This window comes from Pseudogemmatithrix spongiicola, assembly GCF_030623445.1.
GTDB classification, from domain to species: domain Bacteria; phylum Gemmatimonadota; class Gemmatimonadetes; order Gemmatimonadales; family Gemmatimonadaceae; genus Pseudogemmatithrix; species Pseudogemmatithrix spongiicola.
In genome coordinates this window covers 2641893-2664901 of sequence record NZ_CP130613.1, presented here as the reverse complement: position 1 = coordinate 2664901, position 23009 = coordinate 2641893, and the positions used below count along the sequence as shown (strand labels likewise).

The 23009-nt window shown below is 69.4% G+C and carries 16 protein-coding genes; 1 reads left to right on the top strand and 15 read right to left on the bottom strand.

Translation table 11 applies throughout. The annotated features are described in order from the left end of the window. Nucleotides 1-115 precede the first annotated feature (115 nt). The 12 genes from Strain318_RS12290 to Strain318_RS12235 form a co-directional block, all read right to left on the bottom strand. A complete protein-coding gene (locus tag Strain318_RS12290) occupies nucleotides 116-1957 on the bottom strand; it encodes an ABC transporter ATP-binding protein (protein ID WP_367885989.1) in 1842 nt (613 codons plus the stop codon). Continuing rightward, on the bottom strand, nucleotides 1954-2730 hold the full coding sequence (locus Strain318_RS12285) for a glycerophosphodiester phosphodiesterase family protein (protein WP_367885988.1): 777 nt from the start codon (nucleotides 2728-2730) through the stop codon (nucleotides 1954-1956). The genes Strain318_RS12290 and Strain318_RS12285 overlap by 4 nt, the downstream gene beginning before the upstream one ends. Before the next feature lie 65 nt (nucleotides 2731-2795). Next, nucleotides 2796-5624, bottom strand: coding sequence for a TonB-dependent receptor (locus Strain318_RS12280; protein WP_367885987.1), 2829 nt, complete (start codon nucleotides 5622-5624; stop codon nucleotides 2796-2798). A gap of 236 nt (nucleotides 5625-5860) precedes the next feature. Beyond that, nucleotides 5861-6493, bottom strand: coding sequence for a 7-carboxy-7-deazaguanine synthase (gene queE, locus Strain318_RS12275; RefSeq protein ID WP_367887919.1), 633 nt, complete (start codon nucleotides 6491-6493; stop codon nucleotides 5861-5863). After that, a complete protein-coding gene (gene queC / locus Strain318_RS12270; protein WP_367885986.1) occupies nucleotides 6490-7191 on the bottom strand; it encodes a 7-cyano-7-deazaguanine synthase QueC in 702 nt (233 codons plus the stop codon). The genes queE and queC overlap by 4 nt, the downstream gene beginning before the upstream one ends. Before the next feature lie 11 nt (nucleotides 7192-7202). Next, nucleotides 7203-8900, bottom strand: a complete 1698-nt coding sequence (locus Strain318_RS12265) for a methyl-accepting chemotaxis protein (protein ID WP_367885985.1) — start codon at nucleotides 8898-8900, stop codon at nucleotides 7203-7205. Then, on the bottom strand, nucleotides 8897-9988 hold the full coding sequence (locus Strain318_RS12260; protein ID WP_367885984.1) for an ABC transporter substrate-binding protein: 1092 nt from the start codon (nucleotides 9986-9988) through the stop codon (nucleotides 8897-8899). Before Strain318_RS12260 ends, Strain318_RS12265 begins: the two co-directional genes overlap by 4 nt. Before the next feature lie 156 nt (nucleotides 9989-10144). Further along, entirely contained in the window at nucleotides 10145-13330 is a 3186-nt protein-coding gene (locus Strain318_RS12255) for a serine/threonine-protein kinase (RefSeq protein WP_367885983.1), read from the bottom strand. After that, entirely contained in the window at nucleotides 13327-14433 is a 1107-nt protein-coding gene (locus tag Strain318_RS12250; protein ID WP_367885982.1) for an agmatine deiminase family protein, read from the bottom strand. The genes Strain318_RS12255 and Strain318_RS12250 overlap by 4 nt, the downstream gene beginning before the upstream one ends. Then, nucleotides 14433-15371 (bottom strand): carbon-nitrogen hydrolase, encoded by a 939-nt coding sequence (locus Strain318_RS12245; protein WP_367885981.1) that lies wholly within the window; start codon nucleotides 15369-15371, stop codon nucleotides 14433-14435. Before Strain318_RS12245 ends, Strain318_RS12250 begins: the two co-directional genes overlap by 1 nt. Nucleotides 15372-15387: 16 nt before the next feature. After that, complete coding sequence (locus Strain318_RS12240) at nucleotides 15388-16686, bottom strand: glycerate kinase type-2 family protein (protein ID WP_367885980.1); 1299 nt, start codon at nucleotides 16684-16686, stop codon at nucleotides 15388-15390. 62 nt (nucleotides 16687-16748) lie between these two features. Beyond that, nucleotides 16749-17321, bottom strand: a complete 573-nt coding sequence (locus tag Strain318_RS12235) for a peroxiredoxin family protein (protein ID WP_367885979.1) — start codon at nucleotides 17319-17321, stop codon at nucleotides 16749-16751. A gap of 123 nt (nucleotides 17322-17444) precedes the next feature. On the opposite strand from Strain318_RS12235, the gene Strain318_RS12230 reads away from it, so the two are divergent. Further along, nucleotides 17445-17885, top strand: coding sequence for a response regulator transcription factor (locus Strain318_RS12230; protein WP_367885978.1), 441 nt, complete (start codon nucleotides 17445-17447; stop codon nucleotides 17883-17885). Between the two features lie 55 nt (nucleotides 17886-17940). Here the strand turns inward: Strain318_RS12230 and Strain318_RS12225 are convergent, their stop codons facing one another. From Strain318_RS12225 to Strain318_RS12215, 3 genes are all read right to left on the bottom strand, one after another. Continuing rightward, nucleotides 17941-18834, bottom strand: coding sequence for a diacylglycerol/lipid kinase family protein (locus tag Strain318_RS12225; RefSeq protein ID WP_367885977.1), 894 nt, complete (start codon nucleotides 18832-18834; stop codon nucleotides 17941-17943). Nucleotides 18835-18983: 149 nt separating this feature from the next. Beyond that, a complete protein-coding gene (gene acnA / locus Strain318_RS12220; RefSeq protein ID WP_367885976.1) occupies nucleotides 18984-21743 on the bottom strand; it encodes an aconitate hydratase AcnA in 2760 nt (919 codons plus the stop codon). Between the two features lie 116 nt (nucleotides 21744-21859). Further along, on the bottom strand, nucleotides 21860-22981 hold the full coding sequence (locus Strain318_RS12215) for a patatin-like phospholipase family protein (RefSeq protein WP_367885975.1): 1122 nt from the start codon (nucleotides 22979-22981) through the stop codon (nucleotides 21860-21862). Nucleotides 22982-23009 lie beyond the last annotated feature (28 nt).

Genomic DNA, 23009 nt, shown 5'->3' with positions numbered 1-23009 from the left:
GAGCCGCAACAGTCTTTCGGCCCCGCAACCCTGAAGAAGCAATGCTTCTTGGGATTGCGGGGCCGAAAGTTTATCGCGGAGCCCTTCGTGCCTTCGTGGTGAACGCCGTGGCCGTTCAGCCGTTGGCATCCAACGGCACGACTTCCTCACCGGGATTCACAAACAGGTCCTGCTCGACCGCATGCTGCGTGTCGTGCAGGACCTTGTAGCGCCCACCCAGCGCCATGAGCTCGCGGTGCGAGCCGCGCTCGACGATCTCTCCCTGCTCGAGCACGAGGATTTGGTCCGCCGAGCGGATGGTGGAGAGCCGGTGCGCGATCACAAAGGTCGTGCGGCCCGCGCGCAGCTTCTTCAAAGCCTCGCGGATCGTGCGCTCGCTCTCCGAGTCCAGCGAGCTCGTCGCCTCGTCGAGGATCAACACCTGCGGGTCGGCGAGGATCGCGCGGGCGATCGCCACGCGCTGCCGCTGGCCGCCGGAGAGCTTCACGCCACGCTCGCCGACGATCGTCTCGTAGCCGTCCGGGAACTGGCTGACGAACTCGTCGCAGTTGGCGACGCGTGCCGCCGCGATGATCTCCTCGCGTGTCGCGCCCGGCCGCGAGAACGCGATGTTCTCGGCCACCGTGCCGTCGAACAGGAAGTTGTCCTGCAGCACCACGCCCAGCGTACCGCGGTAGTCGCGGAGCCGCAGCGTGGTGAGGTCCTGTCCACCGATCGTGATGCGGCCCGTGAGCGGCCGGTTGAACGCGAGGATCAACGAGATCAGCGTGCTCTTGCCCGAGCCGCTCGAGCCGACGAGTGCCGTGGTCGTCCCGGCCTTCGCCGTGAAGGTGATGTCCTTCAGCACCGGGATGCCCGGGCGATACTCGAACCACACCTTGTCGAAGACCACGTCGCCGTTGGCGTGGGCCAGTACGTCGCGCTGGCGGTCGTCCTCGTCCTCGGTGGGCGTCTCGAAGATCTCGCGGATGCGGTCGAGACCGGCGAAGGCCTCGGTGATCTGCGTGCCGATGTTGGCCATCTGTACGACGGGAAAGCTCACCAGGCCGACGAAGAACACGTAGCTGATCAAGTCGCCGAGCGTCATCTCGCCGGCGGCGACGCTGCGGCCGCCGACGACGAGGATGAGCACGCCGACCGCCCCGATGATGACCGTGGCCAGCGCGCCGACAGCCGAGGTGCCGGTGATGGTGCTCGCGATGTTGCGGAAGAGGCGATGCGCGCCCTTGGTGAAGACTACCTCCTCGCGCTTCTCGGCCGTGTACACCTTCACGACGCGTGCGCCGCCCATGGCCTGGCCGAGTCGGCCGCTGACTTCGGCCTGGATCTTGGAGCGTTCGCGGAAGATCGGCCGCAGCTTCACGAAGGCGTAGGCCATGATGCCGCCGAACACGGCGAGGAACACCAGTGTGGCGACGGTGAGGAACCAGTTGAGATAGAACAGGTAGCCCAGTGCCAGCGCCGCCGTGAGCATGCCACCCACCAGCTGGATGATGCCCGTGCCGATGAGGTTGCGGATGCCCTCGGCGTCGTTCATCACGCGGTTGATGAGGATGCCGCTCTGCGTGGAATCGAAGAAGCTCACCGGCAGGCGCAGCACCCGGGCCTGCACGCGGCGGCGCAGCTCCGTGATGGCGCGCTGCGCCGCCACGGAGATCACCTGCGAGAGCGCGAAGGAGCTCGAGGCCTGCAGCAGCGTCGCCGCACCCGCGGCGATGGCGATCGGCGTGAGGAGCTCGAGGCGGCCCTTGGTGAGCACTTCGTCGACGATCCACTTCACGCTGCCCGGCAGGACGAGACCGGAGAGCCGGTTGACCAGCATGAGCACGAGGCCGATCGCCAGCGAGCCGCGATGCTGCCACATCAATCGGCGCGTCTCGGCCCAGGCGGCCTTGTAGTTCGTCGGCTTCTTCGCGGGCTTGTCGCCCGGGGTGGAACCAGTGGCGGGTGCGGTCACTGCAGGGTCTCGCGGGTGCGGAGCATCAGGGCGGGGTCGTCCGAGATGATGCCGTTGATGCCGTCACGCCACAACTGCGTGGCGCGGGCCGGGTCGTTGATGGTCCAGACGTGCGTCGGTCCGCCGGCGCTGCGCATCATGCGGGCGAAGCCGGTCACGGGGAGCGGGATCACGTAATGGAAGCGGGGAATGCAGAGGGCCTGAAAAGGGAGTGACGCGGGCCGGGCGCCCAACACGGCGGCGGCGTAGCGCGCCTTGAGGGTATCGGCGCCCGGGCTGACCGGCACGCCGGCCTCCCGAAAAGGAATCAGCGCCGCGTCCAGGAAGCTCCCGATGAGCACGCGGTGCAGGTTGCCGGTCTCCTGGAGCACGCGCAGCGCGGGCGCGGCGACCTCGACGGACTTCATCTCGAGGATCAGCGGGATGTCGCGGATGGCCTCGAGCACTTCCCAGAGCGTGGGCACCGCGAATCGCTGCTCGCGGAAGGGGAAGCTGCGGCCGCCGTCCAGCGTGAACCGATGGCTGGCGCTGACGCGGCCCAACTCGAGCGACGTCCGATCGCGCACCGGGCCGGTGGCGTCGGTGCAGCGGTCCAGCGTCGCGTCGTGGTGCACGACGGGCACGCCATCCTTGGCGAGGTGCAGGTCGAACTCCAGGGCGTCGACCCCGAGCGCGACGGCGTGCTGCAGCGACTGCAGGGTGTTCTCCGGCATCACGGCGCGCGCGCCGCGGTGTCCGATCACCAGCCGCCGGGAGGGGTCGAGGAGAATCACCCTGAAAAATACACGACGGGGGTGGGCCGGCTGGCCCACCCCCGTCGCGGTCCTGCAAGTCTGACTTAGAAGCTGTACGAGACGCGGGTCGTGGCGAACCGGCCCACCGGGGCGACGCCGATGAACGACGGCACCTGGTTGTCGAGCAGGTTCTGGATGTTGAGCGACCAGCGCACATTCTGCGCCACCGGGAGCTTCCACGAGAAGCCGGCGTCGACGAAGGCGTTGACCGGGACGCGCGTGTACGGCACCGGGGTGCCGACGTTGAAGCTGTTGAACACGCCCGAGTTCACGTCGAAGGCGTCGGCGTAGCGGCCGCGCAGTTCCATGTTCAGGCCCCGGACGTCATCCACGCGGCGGAACGTCAGCGACGCGCGGTGGCGCGGCGTGTTGGCGACGAGCGGGTTGGTCGGGGTCGCGCCGCGGGCGTCACGGAAGACGTTGCGGCTGATCGTCGAGTACGTGGCTTCGACGCTGTACATGTCGTTGAACAGGTAGTCCACCGCGGCGTCGATGCCGCGGACGTCCACGTGGCCTTCGGCGTTCTGGTAGGTGAAGACCAGGTAGCTGCGGTCGTAGAGGTCGTTGTCGAAGGCAAGCGTGCCCGTGGGCAGGCCGGCCAGCGAGGTTGTCCAGTTCGTGATGACCGTGCCGATGGCCGCCGCCGGCACGCCGTTGGCCGCGAGCGCGGCGGTCACGCCGGTCGCCGGGGCGCCGAGGTAGGCGCCGAGCGTCGCCGGGTTGAAGAACACGATGTCATCGGCATTGATGACCTGCGTCGTCGGCTCCGCCGGGCGGATCTGGTACCAGTAGTCCACCGAGAGGCGGAGGCGGTCGCCGATGATGCCCTTGTAGCCGAGCTCCCAGGTGTTGGAGAAGTTCGCGCCGAGCGGCGAGTAGTCCGACACCGAGCTGAACGGCGTGACGGCGTTGCCGGCCAGCACGTTGCGCAGGATGAGCGGCACCTGCGCGTTGGTCGGCGCGAGGCCGTTGAGGGCGTTGCGGATGTTCGTCTGCTGCGTCGGCGTGAGGCCGAACGTCGTCGCGATGCCGGCGACGAGCTGGGTCGAGAGGCCGGCGTTCATCGTGGCCGGGAGCAGCGTCGAGCCGGCGACCGCATTCGGCGTGGCGCCGTAGAAGTTCGAGCGCATGCAGAGGCCGGCCGCGTCAGTCTGCGACGCCGCGCAGCCGCGGTTGTAGCGCCAGCCGTCCTTCGCCGGGTTGCCGAAGATGCGGATCTCGGTGTTGCCCGTCGTCGGGTTGTTGATCGCGGGCCCGAGGTTCGCCGTCTGGCCCGACCACTGGTCGAGGAAGAACGAGAACGAGGCCGGCGAGTTGAACGCGCGGTTGAACGTGAAGCGGAAGTTCTGCGTCGGCGTCGCCTTATAGAGGAACGCGGCGCGCGGCGAGAACTGCGTGCCCTCGATGCGCGAGTTCATGTCGCCGCGGACGGCGCCCATGAGGTCGAGCTTGTCGGTGAGCGGCGTGGTGAACTGCAGGTAGCCGCCGGTCTCGAGGATGTTGTCGTCGCCCTCGTTGCGACCCATGATCGTGCCCTTGGTCTCGGGCGTGGTCGCGATGTAGTCGAGGCCGGCCGTCAGCTTCGTGTTGCCCAGCGTGTAGCCCTGCTGCAGCTGCGCGACGAGCACCGAGGACTGGTCCACCACCGGGATGCCGGAGCGGAGGTAGAACGTGCCCTTGTCATCGCCGGCGTCGGCGTTGCCCGAGTTCGACTGGTTGTAGAACACCTGGGCGAAGAACTGCTTGTGGCGGAAGCGCTGCTGGAAGTTCGTGTAGCTCCAGTTCTGCACCTGCGCCGCGCCGAAGGTCGTCGTGATCTCGAGGGCGGAACCGGCCATCGTGTAGCCGAAGGTCGTGATTGCTTCCGTGTCTTCGTTCGGCTTGTAGTCGAGGCGGGCTTCGCCCGAGTAGCGCTCGAGGCCGAAGTCACGCTGCACCGGCTGGCCCTGGCGCGACGCCGGGACGCGGGCATCCGTGCCCGACCAATTGGCCGGTTCGTTCGGGTCGTTGTACTCCCAGTCGTTGGCGCGGAAATACTCGCCGGAGAACTTGAACGCGAACTGGTCGTTGAGGCGCTGCGCGTGACGGCCCGCAAGGCGGAACATCGAACGCTCACCGCCATCGAGCGTCAGCGTCGTGCCCTGCGACTGGAACGGCGACTTCGTGATCACGTGCAGCACGCCGGAGCCGGAGTTCGGGCCGTAGAGCGCCGAGGCCGGACCCTGCAGGACTTCGATGCGGTCGATGTCCTCACCGGTGCCGGTGAAGAGGAAGGGCACGTTGACGCGGAGCGACGGGACGCCGGCGAAGCGGTAGTCCTGCAGCATCAGCATCGACGTCGAGAAGGCGTTGTTGAAGCCGCGCGAGACGATGTTCGCCTGCACGATGCCGCCGTTCGAGATCGACAGGCCGGGCTGGCCCTTGAGGTGGTCCGTGATCGTCGCCGCCGGACGCTCGGCGATCCGCTCGGAGCTGATCAGCGAGATGGAGTTCGGCGAGTCGAGGATCTTCTCGGGCTCGGCGCCGCGGGTCGTCGTCGTGACGACGGCGTCGAGGCGCGAGACCACCGCGTCCATCGCGATGTTGACCGTGGCCGTGCCACCGGCCGCCACGTTCACGTTCTCGACGCGCTTCATCACGTAGCCGCCCGCGCGGGCGACGACGGTGTACGTGCCGGCGGGAATGTTGCCGATCCGGTAGCTGCCATCCGCACCGGTGCGGATGCTGCCGATGGCGGTCGCGCCGGTGAGGACCTGGACCTGTGCGTCGGCGAGGGCGGCGCCGCCATCGGACTGCGTCACCCTACCGGCGACGGTTCCTGACTGAGCGTCGGCGGCGCCTGCGGCCGCCACAAAGCCGAGAACCGCAAGCATCCTGCTGACGAAACGGATTCGCATACGAGACACACCTCGAAGCGGTGGATTGATGGGACCCGACGGGCCCCGCCTTCTCGACGTGACGGAGGTCACGCCGACAGAGGACCCCCAAACTTCCGTCCTCAGGTCGCTGCCGTCAACTATGGAAGGGCGTATTCCGCCCGTGACCTGCTGGCGGCCGAGTCGTCCGGCGGCACGGGGCCGGGAGGCCGCGCGCCCTCCGGTGGGACCGCTCAGCGGATGCCGAGCGCCTTGTGGGTCTGCACCGAGAGGCGCCACTGCGGGTGCGCCATGCAGTAGGCGACGGCGGCCGCCGTCGTGGCCGCACGGTCGGGTCCGTCCATGGGCTGCAGGTAGAAGTGCGAGAAGGCGAGTCCGGCGAAACGCTCCGGCGGCGCCTTCTCCTGCGGATACACGAGCTTGAGCTCGTGCCCCGCGGTCAGCGCCAGCGCGGCATCCGCCTTCGGGCTCACGCAGATCCAGTCGAGGCCCGATGGTGCCGGCTGCGTCCCGTTGGTCTCCACCGCGACCTCGAAGCCGCGGGCATGCAGCGCGTCGATCGCCGCCTCGTCCAACTGCAGCAGGGGCTCGCCGCCGGTGCACACCACGAACGGCTGTCCGCCCGCGCCCGCGGGCCAGCGCGCCGCCACCGCGTCCGCCAGCGCCTCGGCCGTCGCGAACTTGCCGCCGTCCGGCCCCACCCCGACGAAATCCGTGTCGCAGAACGTGCACACGGCGGTCGCACGATCCTGCTCCCGACCCGTCCACAGGTTGCAGCCCGCGAAACGGCAGAACACCGCCGGACGCCCGGCATGGAAGCCCTCGCCCTGCAACGTGTAGAATATCTCCTTGACGGTGTACATCAGCGCGCGTCCGCCTCTGCGAAGCCCTTGGCGCGCAGCAAGCAGGCATCGCAGCGGGCGCAGGCCGTGCCGTCCGCGGCGGGATCGTAGCAGCTCACCGTCATCGCGTAGTCGACGCCCAGCGCCCGGCCGGCGCGGATGATGTCAGCCTTCGTCATCTGCATGAGCGGCGTGCGGATGCGCAGCTGCGTGCGCCCCTCGACGCCGGCCTTGGTCGCGAGATTGGCCATGCGCTCGAACGCGGCGATGTACTCGGGCCGGCAATCCGGATAGCCCGAGTAGTCCAGCGCGTTCACGCCGATGCAGATGTCCTGCGCGTCGAGGGTCTCCGCCCAGGCGAGCGCGAAGCTGAGGAAGATGGTATTCCGCGCCGGCACATACGTGACGGGGATGCCGGCGCCGATCGCCGACACGTCGTCGTGTTTCGGCACGGCGATGTCCGCCGTGAGCGCGCTCCCGCCGAACAGGCGCAGGTCGATGTCCGCCACCACGTGCCGCGCGACCTTCCAGTGCGCGGCGAGTGCCGTCGCGCGCGCGATCTCCACGCCGTGGCGCTGGCCGTAGCGGAAGGTCAGGGCGTTCACCGCGTAGCCGGCCTGCGTCGCCATCGCGAGCACGGTGGCGGAATCGAGACCGCCGCTGAGCAGGACCACGGCTGGTGTGCCACGCGGCACCGGTGCGAGCGGATTCATCGTCGACATCGGGCCCGGCGCTACGATGCGCGGAGGTTCGCGACGATCTCGCGCAGCCGCACGGAGCCGGCGAGCAAGGCGTTGGCCGCGCCGGACATCTCCTCGCAGGCGGCGCTCTGCTCCTCGGTGGACGCCGAGACCTGCTGTGCCGCCGCGGCATGTCCCTCGGCCGCGCGCGCCGCCGCCGAGATGTTCTCGGCAGCGGCGTTCACCGCCTCCACGTTGTGGTCCGCCGCCTGCCCGAGGCCCTCGGCGGCGCTGCGCGTGCGTTCGGCCGACGCCGAGATGTCCCCGAGCGCGGTATCGATGCCCGCCGACGCCTGCTCGATGTCCGCCACGCGCGCCGCGCCCGTCGCCATCGCCTGCGTCGTCGTGCCGACGCGGCGCGTCACGACCGCCGTCAGCTGGATGACGTCTTCGGCGGCCTGCTGTGCCTGGTCCGCCAGCTTGCGGACCTCATCGGCGACGACGGCGAAGCCACGGCCCGCCGCACCGGCGCGCGCCGCCTCGATGGCCGCATTCAGCGAGAGCAGGTTCGTCTGCTCGGCGATGCGGCTGACGATGCCGACGAACTGGTTGATGCTCTCCGCCGTCGCATTGAGCTCCTTCACCTCGAGCGCGGCGTGATCCACCGACTGGCGGATCTCCGCCAGCATGGTGCGCGCGCGCGCGATTTCCGTTCGCTTCTCCCGAGACAGCCGCTCGATCTCGCTCGCGAGGTCCACGACTTCTTCGGCGCCGGCGCGCACCTCGTGCGCGCGCACGCGCACGCCCTCGAGCGAGCCATCGGCATCCTTGAGTGCCGTCACCTGCACCTCGGCGCCTTCCGTGACCTCGGACATCGCCGTGGCCGTCTGTGTCGCGGCCAGCGAAACCTGCTCGGCCGCCGAGGTCAGCTGGTGCGCGGACGTGGCGACTTCCTCGGACGTCGAGGTCGCGACGCTGGCGATGCGCGCGAGGTTCGCCGCCGAGGAGTTCATGGCCTCGGCCAGTTCGCGGAACTCGCCCGGGAGCGAGGCGTCCGTCCGCACGTCGAGCTCGCCGCGGCTCAGCGCCCGCGCCTGCGCCACGAGCAGTTGCAGCGGGTCGCCGATGGCCCGCGCGACGATCGCGACGATCAACAGGCCGAGGACGATGGCGCCGACGATGGCGACGAGCAGGAAGCGCTGCCGCCGCGCCGCCTCCGCCTGTAGCGATTCGGTCGCGCGCTGCAGTTGCGCCGTGCGCAGTTCGCCGAGGCGCTCGATGTCTGTGGTGAGGGCGGTCTCGAGCTCGCGGGCGAGGGCGACGCGCGCATCGGCATCGGCGGCGCGCCCGAGGTCGCGCATGCGGTGCGCCGCGGTGAAGGCCGTCTCGAGGGCCGAGAGCCGCTCGTCGATCGTCGCGACCATCGCGACCTCGCGAGCGGTCAGTCCCGCACTCGCGTTGAGGGCGCGTTGCGCCTCGTGGGCGCGCCACCCGGAGGTGCGGAACGCTTCGAGATCCTCGGGTGCTCCGCGTTCGAGGTAGCGCCGCCCCGCGGCAATCTCCATCGCGATGTTCGTGGTCAGCGTCGCGCTGAGCGCGGTCTCGCGGCGCACGGTCTCGAGCGCCGCGCCCATCTCGGCGCTCAGGCTGACGATCGCCGCGCGTCCGACGGCGCCCGCGAGCACCGCCAAGGCGATGACCAGCGCGAGGCCCGCGGTGAGGCGGCTGCGGATGGTGTCGAGGCGAATCATCGCGACTCCTGCGTCGGGATGAGCTGTCCGCCGCGGACGCGCGTCATGACCAGCGACTTGCCCACCGGATCGCCACTCAGCTCGAACGCGATGTTGCCGGTGACGCCGGGCACGGGCGAGCGCATGGTCCGGCTGGCGAGCCAATCGCGGAGCTTGCCCCGGTCGGCGCCCGCGCTGCGCAGCGCGGCCGCCATCACCCACGTCGCGTCGTACGCCAGCGCCGCGTTACCGTCGGGTTCGACGCCGAACTTCGCTTCGAAGGCCTGCACGAAGCGCTGGGCGTCCGCGCGCGGGTCGCGAGCCGTGAACGGGGCGCCGACGAGTGCCCCCTCGGACACCGCCGGCTCAGCGGCGACGCCGGTCCACCCATCGCCACCGAGGAAGTCGGCACTCAGTCCCTGCGCGCGCGCCGCCCGGAGCAGCGCCAGGCCCGAGCGCTCCGTCCCCGCGACGAAGATGAGATCGGCGCGCTCCTTCGCCGCCCAAGCGACGAACACCTCGGCGTCCCGCCCCTCGGCGTCGATGGGATCGAAGCCGAGCACCGCGCCGCCGAAGGTGCGGCGGAACGCGTCCGCGAGGCCACGGCCGTACGCGTCGTTCTCATACAGCACATAGGCGCGGCGCTTGCCGAGGCGCTCGGCGAAGCGGGCGAGGTCCACGCCGTTGGCCGAGTCGCTGGAGATGACGCGGAACACCCAGCGCGAGATGCTCGTGAGCTCGGCAGACGACGCCGTGGTGGCGAGCGCGGCGAGTTGGCCGTCGTAGACCTTCGCCGCGGCGACCATCGCGCCGGAGGTCACGTGGCCGACCACGCCGCTGATGCGCACGTCGTCCACGAACTCCTGCGCGATGCTCGCCGCGCGCGAGCCGTCGCCGCCGTCATCGCGGAAGTCGATGCTGAGCGGCGTACCGTTGATGCCGCCGGCCGCGTTGATCTCGGCGAGCGCGAGCTCGGCGCCGCGACGGTTGGCGAGGCCGAATCCCTCCGTGAAGGGACCCGCCATCCCGAGGCGATACTCGGTCGCGTCGCGACCGCAGGCGGCGAACGCGAGGCTGGAGAACAACAAGAGCGCGACGGATCGAATCACGGGGGGAGACGTGAGGGGGCCTAGGCCGAGCCTGCGGGCGACACAAATGGTATCGGACTCCAACCAGACTGTCAGCAATCTAGACAGTCTGACGGGTTTGTGGACTGCCTCGAGCGCGTAGCCGGCACCACGGGAGGCCGTGCCGCGGCGCGGCGATCAGCGACGGCTGTCGCGCAGGCGGGTGAGCGACGCGCGAGCCTCGCGGCGCAGCGGCTCGACGATCGCGTCACCATCCGCGGTACGGCGCAGGTATTCCTCGTACGCGCCGATGGCCTTGTCCGGCTGGTTCGCGCGCTCGTACAGCGTGCCGCGCGTCAGGAAGGAGCGCGTGTAGACGGCGAAGCCCGGTTCCGCGAGGCCCATCGCGTTGAAGCGTGGCGGCGCGATGTTCTCGAGGTAGCGGATGGCCCAGTCGGTGTTGCCGACCGCGGCGAGGACTTCGGCGCGCGCGTAGGCGCGCAGGCCGGCGAAACCGAACCGGGCCGTCTTGAGGCTGTCGGGCGGCGTGTAGCGCGACGCGAGGTCGCGGGCGGTGGCCGTGTCACCGCGCGTCAGCGCCTCGAGGGCGTCGAGGTCGGTGTGCTGGATGTTTGCGCCGCCCGGCATGCGCCGGATGGTATTGGAGAACAGCGTATCCCGTGTGGCGAGATACGCCATGAAGGTCACGCCGCCGGAGGTCGCCGCGAGTTGCGCCATCAGTCCTTCGCTGCCGCTCGCGACACGCCGCGCGCCGGCGGCGAGCAAGCGGCGATCCGCACCGGTCACGCTCCCGGTCATGCCCACCCGCAGTCCCGCCGTGTACCACGTGAAGATCTCGCGCGTCGGCGACTGCGTGAAGGGGAAGACCGGGTCCACGCTCTCGACGAACGCGACGATACGCTCGATGGCCGCCGCGTTGCCCACCGCGGCCGAGGTGTTGAGGGCCATGGCCGCGGCGGTGATGCGCTCGTTGGCGGGAATGCGTCGGAACGTCGCTGGCGTGGTGCTCGCCAGGATCTCCTGCAACTCGGCGTAGGCTTCGACCGGCTGGTCGGCGAGCAAGCGGAAGGAGACGCGCTGCATGCGCATCCCCGGCGCGTCGAGCCCGGGTCGGCGCAGCGCGCGGTCGATCACCGCCAAGGCGGAGTCCACGAGCCCCGCGCCGAAGTATCCGTTGGCCAGCGCGAAATGCGACGTCGGCGCGTCGGGATCCGCGCGCACCCAGCCGCGCGCCATCTCGAGCCCGATGTCGCGGGCGCGCATGCGGCGGCGCTCGAACTCGGCGAGGCCGCCCATCGCCTCCAACTGCTCGCGGCTCTGCAGGATGATCACGCTGTCGCCGTCGAGAATCCCCTGCGTCTGTGGACTCGACAGCCCCTGGTACTGTTGCACCAAGTGGCTGTAGGCCAGGTGGAACGTGGAGTCGATCTCGATCGCGCGGCGGAAGCCGTAGATGGACCGGTTGAGCCGTCGCGAGTACTCCGGCAACGAGTCGCCCGGGGCGAGTTGGTCGTGGAAGTAGGCGTCGGCCAGTCCGTACCAGCCTTCGGCCACCAGCGAGTCGCGCGCGACGAGCTCCTCATAGATGCGCTGCGCCTCCCGCAGGCGGGCGCGCAAATCGGCGGCGCCGCTCGCCCCGAGCTGTCCCGATAAGCCTTCCGCCAGCGCGAGGTGTCCGCGTACCAGCGCCTGCTGGCGTGGTGGCAGGCGATCGGAGAGCTCGACGGCACGGCGGGCCGCGTCGAGATACGCCGGACCGCTGCCGTCGCCCCAGCCCAGGGCCAACGCCCGCTTGTGATGGGCGAGCGCGAAGGTCGAGTCGGCGGCGATGGCCACCTGCAGCGCCGAGTCGGCCTGTGCCAGCCGCCACGAGTTGAGATAGCGCACGCCGTCGAGATACGCGCGATACGCCGTCAGCGACGTCGTCGTCTGCCGCGCGACGTCGACGCTCGCGCTGGCGCTGCCGCCCGCGACGTCGAGCAGGTACCGCGCGAGGTCGTCGAACAAGCTGCGGGGGTCCGCCGCCAACGCCGCCGCCCGCGTCGCGGTGTTGATCGCCTTTCCGCTCTTCACGTCGTAGAGCCGCGCGGTGACGAGCAGCGAGTCGCTGGTCGTCGATACCGAGCCCATCACCAGCGTGCCGGCGCCGCCGCGCCGCGCGATCTCCTGCGCGCGCTCCAGGTCCACCCGCCGGTCTTCCACACCCGCGTCGGCCACGTACTTGAGCGTGCGCTCGTAGTCCATCACCTGCAGGTCCGTCCACTGCGACAGCGCGAGGGTAAGCATGTTCACGGCGCCGTCCCGCAGCCACTGCACGTCGGCATTGCCGCTCTGGATGTCGAAGGGCACCACCGCGTAGCTCTTGCGCGGATCGCCGCCGTCGTCGCGCGAGGTGATGAACACCGTGAGCAACGACATGAAGATCGCGACGAACGCGCCGCCGAGGGCCGCCTTGGGCGGCGCCTTCTTGGCCTTCATCGCCCCGATGGCGCGCGTCGCCCCCGAACCCGGCGTCGGCGTCCAGCTCGCGGCGATCACCTCGGCCATCTCGCGGCCGGTGGCCCAACGCTGGTCGCGGTCCTTGGCCAGCGCGCGGTCGATCGCCACCGCGGTGCCCTCCGGCACCTTCGGCACCGCCTCGCCCAAGGGCTTCGGCGTCTCGGTGAGATGCTTCACGAGCATGCCGGCCACGTTGCCGCTGTCCACCACCGGCTTGCCGGTGAACATCTCGTAGCCCACCAGCGCCAGCGCGTAGAGGTCGCTGCGGCCGTCGATCGTGCTCTCGCCCGTGGCCTGCTCGGGACTCATGTAGCGCGGGCTGCCGAGGATCATGCCCGTGCCCGTCATGTTGCCGCTGTTCTCGAGCGCGCGCGCCACGCCGAAGTCGGTGAGCATCGCACGGCCCGTGTCGCGGTCGAGCAGGATGTTCTCCGGCTTCACGTCGCGGTGCACGATGCCGTTGGCATGGGCGTAGTCGAGCGCCATCGCCAGCTCGTGCAGGATGCGCTCACCGCGCTCCGGCGCCACCGTGCCCTCGCGCGTGAGGAGGTCGCGCAGCGATTCACCCGGCACCAGCTCCATCACGAAGTACAGCAGGCCGTCGGCTTCGCCGGCGCTGTACACCGCCACGATGTTGGGATGCCGCAGCTTCGCGACCGTCCGGGCCTCGAGGAGGAAGCGCTCCTTGAGCTGCGGATTCAGCGCGACGTCGCCGCTGATGACCTTGATCGCCACCGGACGATGCAGCGTCCGGTCCATCGCCCGGAACACGCTCCCCATGCCGCCCTGGCCCAGCAGCGACTCGATCTCGTACTGCTCGCCGAGCCGGGCGTCGAGGGCGGAACGGAGCGCGTCGTGGGTCATCGCGTGGGTTTGGCGCGCGCGTGGCGCGCGGCGGGCTGCTGTTGCGTGAGGCAGTGCAAGGTGCCGAGGCCCCAGACAAGGTCGACGGCGTGGATGCCGACAATCTGGCGCGTGGGCATCAACTCGGCGAGGGTGTTCAGCGCGATGCGGTCGTTCGGGTCGTTGAACGTCGGAACGATGACTACCCCGTTCGCGATGTAGAAGTTCGCGTAGCTCGCGGGGAGCCGCGCGCCGTCCATGATCACCGGCCGCGGGTAGGGCAGTGTGACGACGCGAATCGGATTGCCCTCGGCATCCGTCGCGCCCTCAAGGCGCCGGACGTTGTCCAGTGACCGCGCGTGATTCTCGTCGTTCGGGTCTTCCTCGTGGGCCAACACCATCACGCCGGGGGCGACGAAGCGCGCGATGTCGTCCACGTGACCGTGCGTGTCGTCGCCGACGCAGCCTTCCCCGAGCCAGATGGTCTTGGTGATGCCCAGCGTCTCGGCGAACAGGCGCTCGTAGTCGGCGCGCGTGAATCCCGGATTGCGGACCTGCACGTCCGTGAGCAGCCACTCTTCGGTCACGAGCATCGTGCCGCGGCCGTCCGTCTCGATGCCGCCGCCCTCCAGCACGACGCGACCCTTGCCGTCGTGGCGCTGCGGTTGCGTGAGCGGCAGGCCCGTGTGGTCGGCGATGAATGCGCCGATCTTCTGGTCGCGCGCGAAGTTCTCGTACTTGGCCCAGGCGTTGAAGTCCCAGTTCACGGCCTGCACGTCGCCGTTGGCATCGTGCACGAAGGTCGGCGCGGAGTCGCGCAGCCACACGCGGTCGGTGGGGCACTGCATCAGGTGAATGCGGCCTTGCTTGACCTCGTGCATGCGCAGGCAGTGCCAGGCTTCCTCTTCGGTCTTCTCGTCGTGCACGAGGATATTCACGCGCTCGTGTTCGGCGAGCGCGCGGGCGATCTCCGCGTACACCCAGGGAATCGGCCCGAACTTGCCAGGCCAATCGGGCTCATGGTGCGGCCAGGAGATCCACGTCGCGTCGTGGCGCTCCCATTCGGCGGGCCACCGCAGGCCGCCGGGCGCCGCGTGCGGCGCGGCCTTCTTCGCTGCCGCCATCAGTGCCCGATCCAGCGCGCGAGGATCGGCTCGTAGGCATCCACGCGACGGTCGCGCAGGAAGGGCCAGTTGCGCCGCGTGTATTCGATGAGCGCCGGATCGCAGGTGGCGATCAGCGTGTCCTCGTCCGTGCCGGCCTGCGCGAGGTAGCGGCCGTAGGGATCCACGATGAAGCTGTGCCCGAAGAACTCGATGCCATCCGTGCCCGCCTCGGGTTCGAAGCCCACGCGATTCGGCGCCGCGACGAATACCCCGTTGGCGATCGCGTGCGCGCGCTGCGCCGTGCGCCAGGCATCGGCCTGCGCCGTGCCCCACTCGGCCTTCTCCGCCGGGTGCCAGCCGATCGCCGTCGGATAGAACAGGATGTCCGCGCCGAGCAGCGACGTGATGCGCGCACCTTCCGGATACCACTGGTCCCAGCAGATGAGCACGCCGATCGTCGCGTAGCGCGTCTTCCAGACCATGAAACCGCCGGCTTCGGCCGTCGGGCCGCGCAGGCCGGCGGGCTGCACCGGGTTGTCGCTCTCACCCGGCGCGAAGTAGTACTTCTCCTCGAACAGCGGGTCGTGCGGGATGTGCATCTTGCGATACACGCCCAGCGGCGTGCCGTCGGCGTCGATGACGACGGCGCTGTTGCGATACACGCCCGGACCCTGCTTCTCGTAGATCGGCACGACCAATACCACCTGCAGCTCCTTCGCGAGCTTGCTCAGCGTGGTGACCGTCTGGCCGTCCACCGGCTCCGCGAGATCGAAGCGCGAGCTGTCGAGCTTTTTGCAGAAGTACGGGGCGTTGAAGAGTTCCTTGAGGCAGATGACCTGCGCGCCCTTCTTGGCCGCATCGCGGATGCGGACGACGGTCGCGTCGAGGGTCTGCTGCGGGGTCGCGAGAACGCCGTCCTGGATGACGGCGACGGTAAACGGGGCGCGGGTGCTCATGGGGCGGAATTTCGCCCTATCGCTCCCGCACCGCTACCACGATATCCATGACGTTCGTGCCCGTGTCGCGCGCCGGAAGAATGGCGTCGGCGGCGAGCAGGGCGCCGTAGGCATCGCAGCGGCGTAGCGCGCGCCCGGGGTCTGCCCCTGCCGCACGACTCTTCCGCCACGACGCAGCATCGACCAGCGCTCCCATCGACGGCGCCGGTCCATCGTGCCCGTCGGTGCCAGCGGCGATCACCGAGGCGCGGACGCCCACGTCAGCGATCGTCTCCGCGGCGGACAGCGCCAACTGTTGGCAACGGCCTCCCAACCCGTGCTGCTCCGGCAGACGCACCGTCGTCTCGCCACCCCAGATCAGGCAGCTGCCCGGCCGCGCCCTCGCGATGGCGTGCGCGATGACGCGCCCCGCCGCGGTGGCGTCGCCGGTGAGGATCGTGTGCGAGAGCAACACAGGCGCGTAGCCCGCCCGCGACGCCTCGCCGGCGGCCGCGTCGAGGGCCGCGCTGTTGCCCACGATGAATGGCGGCTCGACCCGCGCGAAGACTTCGCTGCCCGGCTTGGGCGTCTCGGCCACCGCCTCGGCGCGCATCGCGCCGAGCGTCGAGGCAACCGAGAGCGGCACCTGGATCGCGAGGCCCGCGTCGCGCAGGATGCGCTCCACGTGCCAGGCCTCGAGCGGGTCCGGTGAGAACGGTCCGGAGCCGATCATGGAGGGGTCCTCGTTCGGCACGTCGGCGAGGAGGATCGGGATGACGCGCGCGCAGTCCAAAGCCGCCGCGAGGCGCCCGGCGCCCCAGCGAGAGAACCGCTTTCGCACCGCGTTGATGCGGCCGATCGGCACCCCGGCACCCAGGAGCAGGGCGTGCAGGCTGCTCAGGTCCTCGGCGCGCACGCCGGCGATCGGCGCGCCGATGAGGCTTGACGTGCCGCCCGAGATGCAGGCGAGGACGACGTCGTCCCGGCCGACCCGATCGGCAAACGCGGCCACGCGGTCCGCCGCGTCGCGGGAGCGCACGCCCGGGACCGGGTGATCGCCGGGGTGCTGGTCGAGCAGGGAAAGGACCGGCGCCTGCGACGTCCCCACCACCAGTCCTCCGGCGACGTGAAGCCCGCGCTGTGCACACGCTTCGAGGGCGGCGGCAGCCATGGCCGGGGCGGCCTTGCCCACGGCGAGGATCCAGTGCGGCCGGTCCCGGCCCAACTCCAGCGTGACCTCGCGCTCCTGAAAGGCGCGGCGCACGGCCTCCGTCGGTGATGCGGCGGCGAGCCCGGCCTCGAAGATGCGGAGCAGCGTCGGATGCGAAGGGGCCACGCCGAAGGATACTCGGCGTGGCCCCTAGGCCGCAGCGCGCGGCGGGTCGCTTGCGGTGCCGACTACCGCCCGCCCGCAGCCTTTACCGCGTTTCCGAGCTCTGTGTAGGAGTCCGCCGCCAGCTCGGCGAACGGACGCATCACGTGCGTGATCCGACCGTCCGGTCCGACCACGAACAGCACGCGGCGGAGGAGGTTCATGGCCGGGTACTTCACGTCATACAGCTGTCCGACGGTCGCCTCCCGGTCGGATAGGAAGGTCATGGGGAATTTCTCGTCCCGGGCCCAGGCCGCGATGGTGTCAACGGGGTCGGTGCTGACCGCGAGGACGGTCACGCCGCGGCCATTGTTGAACAGAGTCTGGAACTGATCGCGATAGGTCTGCATCTGGACCGTACAACCCCTGGTTCGCGCCCTAGGATAGAACGCGATGACGACCGTCTGACCCCTCAGATCGGACAGTTTGACGGGCGTTTGACTCACCCCATTCAACGTTGCGGCGGGCAGGGTGAAGTCCGGAGCGAGGTCCCCAACCTTGGGACCACCGGCCGGAGCAGCCTGCTGAGCTTCGACGGTGGCGGCTCCGATCAGGAACGCGACAGCCGCGACGGGAAGGCGAAAGGCAAGAGAGCGCATAGCAAGTCCGGGAGTGGGTTCGGCGCGAGGATGTCAGGAAGTGGCGGCAGCTTCGCGAGGCAAGGCCTTCTATAGGTACTTCGGCCTATGGAAGAAAACACTTTTCCAGGCGAATGGTGCACCATGCACACAGCGACTCTGTCCCACAATGCCGCGGCCTCGGGCATCGCGCACGAGGTGACCGTCCTGTTCTCGCGTCTCGGACTCGATGCCGTGATCCGCGACCCCGACAGCGCTCAGGTGATCGCCGCGACCCCCAATGCCGAATCCCGCATGCTAGCGGCCCAGCCAGGGGCCGTGAAGGTGGTGGCCACGCGGCTTGCCGGCAGCTCGCTCCGCGTGGAGCTCCTGCCGGACCAATCGCCCGACGACCTCACGGCCCGGCAGCAGCAGGTCGCCGAGTGTCTCGCGCAGGGCATGCGGAACCAGCAGATCGCCGAGACGCTGGGCATCAGCCTGCATACGGTACGCCGGCACTTGGAGCAGATCTTCCGCCGCCTCGGCGTGAACAACCGTCGCGACGCCGTGCGCGTGATGCGCACGGCCGCAGCCATCGCGCGGTAGCGGAGCGGGAGCAGTCCGCGGGCCTCGGCTCGCTGGCGTGTTTACTGAAGGGGTTTCACGTCGGCGAGTCGAGGACCCGCAACACCCCGGGCAGCGATGCCACGGTGACGACTCTGGACGGGGCCAAATGCAGGTCCCCGTCCAGTTCGTACGCTGGGGGGCTATCGAACTCGAGTTCGAACTCCGCCCCGGCCTTGTGAAAGACCTTGGGATGCCCGATGTGCGTCCCGCCGAGTGCGCGCGCGAGCAGCGCCACGCGCCCCAGCTTGATACCATCCTCGAAGACCACGGCGTCGAGCTTGCCATCGTCCACGCGGGCCATGGGCGCGATCTTGAACGCCCCGCCGAACTCTTTGCCGTTGGCGAAGACCAGCATGAGCCGATTGCGGCGTGGTGCGAAGAGTGACGCCACGCCGCCGATGCGCACGGGGATGCCGCCGAAACTGAACAGCTGGCCCAGCGCCGCCGCCACATAGACCGCCGGGCCGCGCAACAGGCGCGAGCCCTTGGTGGCCATGAGCACTTCGACGTCGAAGCCGAAGCCGGCGACGTTGGCGAACCAGTTGCCGTCCACGCGGCCCAGGTCCACGCGCCGCTCCACGCCGCCGCTGGCGATGAGGGCGGCCATCGCCTCCACGTCCGTCGCCGGCGCGCGGAGGTTCTTCGCGAAGTCGTTGCCCGTGCCTGCCGCGACGAAGGCCATGCGGGCGGGGGCGCCCGCCTGGGCCAAGGCGACCGCGCTCTTGCCCCAGGTCCCGTCGCCACCCGCGACGACCAGCGTCTGCACGCCGTCGGCGATGGCCTCGCGCACGAGCCGCGCCTCGTCGCCCTCGCGCTGGGACTGCACGAAGTCGCGGAGGCCGTGCGCTTCGAAGGCGGCGCGAAGACGAGGGAAGAGGAGGGCGCCGCGGCCACGGCCGGAGGCGGGGTTCCAGAGGACTCGGATCACTCTTTGGGGGAGAGGGGAGAAGGAGGAGATGTAAGCTGTAAGATGTAAGCTGTAAGAAACTGCAACTGCAGGGAGACGAAAAAGCGAAGGGGCTCCGATCCATCCGGAGCCCCCACTTACATCTCACATCTTACATCTCACATCTGCAGTTAGGCCAACTGCCGCAGCACGTAATGCAGAATTCCCCCATGCCGGTAGTAGTTCATCTCCTCCGGCGTATCGATCCTGCTCCGCACCTGGAAGGTCTTGTCTCCCGCCTTCACGGTCAGCGTCGCGCGGGGCGCCATCGTGTCGCTCATGCCTTCGATGGTGATCTCCTCGAAGCCGGTGAGCCCCAGCGACTGCCGCGTCTCGCCGTTCACGAACTCCAGCGGGATCACGCCCATGCCCACAAGGTTCGAGCGATGGATGCGCTCGAAGCTCTCGGCGATGACGGCGCGGACGCCGAGCAGCGCGGTGCCCTTTGCCGCCCAGTCGCGGCTTGACCCCGTGCCGTACTCCTTGCCGGCGATGATCACCAGCGGCGTGCCGGCCGCCTGGTAGGCCATCGACGCCTCATAGAAGCTGGTCGGCTCGTCGCCCGGCGCCGTGCGGGTCCACCAGCCTTCCATGCCCGGCGTGAGGTCGTTCTTGAGGCGGATGTTCGCGAAGGTGCCGCGCATCATCACCTCGTGGTTCCCGCGGCGCGCGCCGTACGAGTTGAAGTCCTTCTTCTCCACGCCCAGCGACTTGAGCCACACGCCCGCCGGCGACTTCTCGGCGATCGAGCCCGCGGGCGAGATGTGGTCCGTGGTGATGGAGTCGCCGAACATGCCGAGCACGCGGGCCTTGGCGATCGGCTTCACGCCCGGCGCGGTCTTCGACATGCCCTCGAAGTACGGCGGGTGCTTCACGTACGTGGACTTGTCGTCCCAGGCGTAGCGGTTGCCCGTCGGCGCGGCGATCGCCTTCCATTCGGCGTCGCCGCCGAACACGTCGCCGTACTCCTTCTCGAACTGCTCGCGCTTCACGCTCGCGAGCACCACGTCCTCGACCTCCTTCGGCGACGGCCAGATGTCGCGGAGGAACACCGGGCCGTTGCTGCCGATGCCCAACGGCTCGGTGTCGAGGTCGATGTCCACGCGGCCGGCCAGCGCATACGCCACCACGAGCGGCGGCGAGGCGAGGTAGTTGAAGCGCGTCTGCGGATTGACGCGGCCCTCGAAGTTGCGGTTGCCCGAGAGCACCGCCGCCACCGTGAGCTTGCCGTCGTCGATCGCCTTGGAGATGGTCTCCGGCAGCGGGCCCGAGTTGCCGATGCAGGTCGTGCAGCCGTAGCCGACGATCTGGAAGCCCAGCGTGTTGAGCGCCGGCTGCACGCCGGCCTTCTCGAAGTACTCGCGCACGACCTTCGAGCCCGGCGCCAGCGAGGTCTTCACCCAAGGCTTGGTCTTGAGGCCCTTGGCGACGGCCTTCTGCGCGAGCAGGCCGGCGGCGAGCATCACGCTGGGGTTGCTGGTGTTCGTGCAGCTCGTGATCGCCGCGATGACCACCGCGCCATCCTTGAGCTGGAAGTTCTCGCCGCGATGCGCGCAGTCGACGCTCGACGGCGTGAGGTCCACCGGTGCGCCTTCCGAGACCATCGCGGCCGCCGGCGAGCCGGGGAGCTTCGTCGCGCCGGCAGCGGCGCCGGCCTTCGAGGCCGCCTGCGCGAGACGCTCCCGCTCCGCCTTGTACGACTCGGCGTAGTTGGCCTTCATCTGCGTGAGCGCGATGCGGTCCTGCGGACGCTTCGGGCCGGCCAGCGACGGCACCACCGTCGAGAGATCGAGCTCGAGCGTGTCCGTGAACACCGGGTCCGGCGTCGCATCCGTGCGGAAGAGGCCCTGCGCCTTCGTGTACTCCTCCACCAGCTTCACCTGATGCTCGCTGCGGCCCGAGAGGCGCAGGTACTTGAGCGTCTCGGCGTCCACCGGGAAGAAGCCCATCGTCGCGCCGTACTCCGGCGCCATGTTGGCGATCGTCGCGCGGTCGGCGAGCGAGAGCGAGCTCAGGCCCGGGCCGTAGTACTCCACGAACTTGCCGACGACCTTCTTCTTGCGGAGCATCTCGGTGCAGGTGAGCACGAGGTCCGTGGCCGTCGCGCCCAGCGGCAGCTTGCCCGTGAGCTTGAAGCCGATCACTTCGGGAATGAGCATCGACACCGGCTGGCCGAGCATCGCGGCCTCGGCTTCGATGCCACCCACGCCCCAGCCGAGCACGCCAAGGCCGTTGATCATCGTCGTGTGCGAGTCCGTGCCGACCAGCGAGTCGCAGTACACGGCCTTCTGGCCGTTCTCTTCGCCCACGAACGCCACCTGCCCGAGGTACTCGAGGTTCACCTGGTGGCAGATGCCCGTGCCCGGCGGCACCACGCGGAAGTTGCGCAGCGCGTTCTGGCCCCAGCGCAGGAACTGATAGCGCTCGCCGTTGCGCTCGTACTCGAGCTTGGTGTTGATCAACTCGGCGGCATCCACGCCGTACTCGTCCACCTGCACCGAGTGGTCGATGACGAGGTCCACCGGCTGCAGCGGATTGATCTTCGCCGGATCGCCGCCGAGCTTCGCGATGGCGTCGCGCATCGCCGCGAGGTCCACCACGCAGGGCACGCCGGTGAAGTCCTGCAGCAGCACGCGCGCCGTGCGGAAGGCGATCTCCTTGTCGAGCGTGGCCTTCACGTTCCACGTCGCCATCGCCTCGACGTCGGCCTTCTTCACGAAGCCGCCGTCTTCGTTGCGCAGCAGGTTCTCGAGCAGCACGCGCAGCGAGAACGGCAGCGTGCTCACGGTGGCGCCCTTGAGGCCAGCCACGGCATCGAGCTTGTAATAGATGTACGACTGACCGTCGACGGTCAGCGTAGAGCGGCTGTTGAAGCTGTTCTGGGAGGACATTGCGAGTCCTAGGGGGAGTTCGACCGGAGCCACTGGGTGGGAGCGTCGCTCACCAGCCAGGCTACCGGGAAATCTAAGGCTGCGCGCGCGCCTGTGCAGGTCGCGCGGCGCGTGGTTCAGCCCTCGTCGGCCGCGTCGTCGAGGATCGGCATTTCCATCGTCGACCGGTGCTCGCCGTCTTCGATGGCGTGGACCTTGATGGCGTTCGTCGGGCAGTGGTGCACGAAGTCGCCCTCGGCGCGGCTCCATTCCACCGGACTCTGCAGCACCTGCGCCTTTCCGTCCTGGTCCATCGCCATGTAGCGGGGCGCCAGGGTCGCGCAGAGCGTGCAGCCCGTGCAGGCCCCGCGGTCGACGCGCACGTCCACCATGCGGCGTGGCCAGACGCCGCCCAGGAGCAGCGACGTGCCGACCCGGTCGAGGGCGTCGATCGCCGATTCGTAGCCCAGTTCGATGATCCGCTCCACGTGGCCGAAGCTGAACCAGTTGAAGTGCCACACGGCGGGCCGGACCAGCAGCAGCGGCGGGCCGCTCCAGTTCGCCAGCTGCTGGGACTGCAGCGACTTCATCATGATCTGTGCGCTGCGCACGTAGATGGCGGCGAATCCCTTCTGCCCGATGCGCCGCGCCCGCGCGATGTTCGAGCTGCCCACATCCACTGCGATGACCGCGTCCATGCCGTGCGATGAGGCGAGCGCCGGCACGTTGTCGGCGATGCCGCCGTCCGCGCAGGTCCGGCCGGCGATCATGCCGGGCGGGAAGAACCCCGGCAGCGCGCAGGAGGCATATACCGCCTCGCGGACGGACACGTCTTCGAGGCCGGGGAGCCCGAACAGCACCTGTGCCGCACTCTCGAGGTCCACCGTATTCACCAGCAATCGGCGCGGGAGCTCCCGGAAGGTCCCGGCGGGGACGATTTCCTCGATGAGCTTCTCCAGCGGCCGCGCGAGATACAGCGACGGCGAGAGCATCCGCTTCGTCACCATGCCCACGTGATTGATGCGGAACAGGTCCTGCTTGGTGAGCGCCTTGGCGCGCCGCACCATCTCGCGGATGGGCATGCCGCCCACGTAGGCCGCGGCGATCAGCGAGCCGATGCTCGTGCCCGCGACCACCGTCGGCTGGATGCCGCGCTCCTCGAAGGCCTTGAGCACGCCGATGTGCGCAAAGCCCTTGAGCCCGCCGCCGCCGAGGACGAGGGCGAGCTTGGGGGGGAGGCTGGCGGCGGGCGAGGACATGGTCACCGATGCTGAACTTGCGCGTTGC

Coding starts and splice junctions, on each gene's coding strand:
- acnA (WP_367885976.1), bottom strand. CDS start 21,743: ATGTCCTCCCAGAACAGCTTCAACAGCCGCTCTACGCTGACCGTCGAC.
- Strain318_RS12280 (WP_367885987.1), bottom strand. CDS start 5,624: ATGCTTGCGGTTCTCGGCTTTGTGGCGGCCGCAGGCGCCGCCGACGCT.
- Strain318_RS12250 (WP_367885982.1), bottom strand. CDS start 14,433: ATGGCGGCAGCGAAGAAGGCCGCGCCGCACGCGGCGCCCGGCGGCCTG.
- queC (WP_367885986.1), bottom strand. CDS start 7,191: ATGTCGACGATGAATCCGCTCGCACCGGTGCCGCGTGGCACACCAGCC.
- Strain318_RS12245 (WP_367885981.1), bottom strand. CDS start 15,371: ATGAGCACCCGCGCCCCGTTTACCGTCGCCGTCATCCAGGACGGCGTT.
- Strain318_RS12230 (WP_367885978.1), top strand. CDS start 17,445: ATGCACACAGCGACTCTGTCCCACAATGCCGCGGCCTCGGGCATCGCG.
- Strain318_RS12255 (WP_367885983.1), bottom strand. CDS start 13,330: ATGACCCACGACGCGCTCCGTTCCGCCCTCGACGCCCGGCTCGGCGAG.
- Strain318_RS12215 (WP_367885975.1), bottom strand. CDS start 22,981: ATGTCCTCGCCCGCCGCCAGCCTCCCCCCCAAGCTCGCCCTCGTCCTC.
- Strain318_RS12235 (WP_367885979.1), bottom strand. CDS start 17,321: ATGCGCTCTCTTGCCTTTCGCCTTCCCGTCGCGGCTGTCGCGTTCCTG.
- Strain318_RS12265 (WP_367885985.1), bottom strand. CDS start 8,900: ATGATTCGCCTCGACACCATCCGCAGCCGCCTCACCGCGGGCCTCGCG.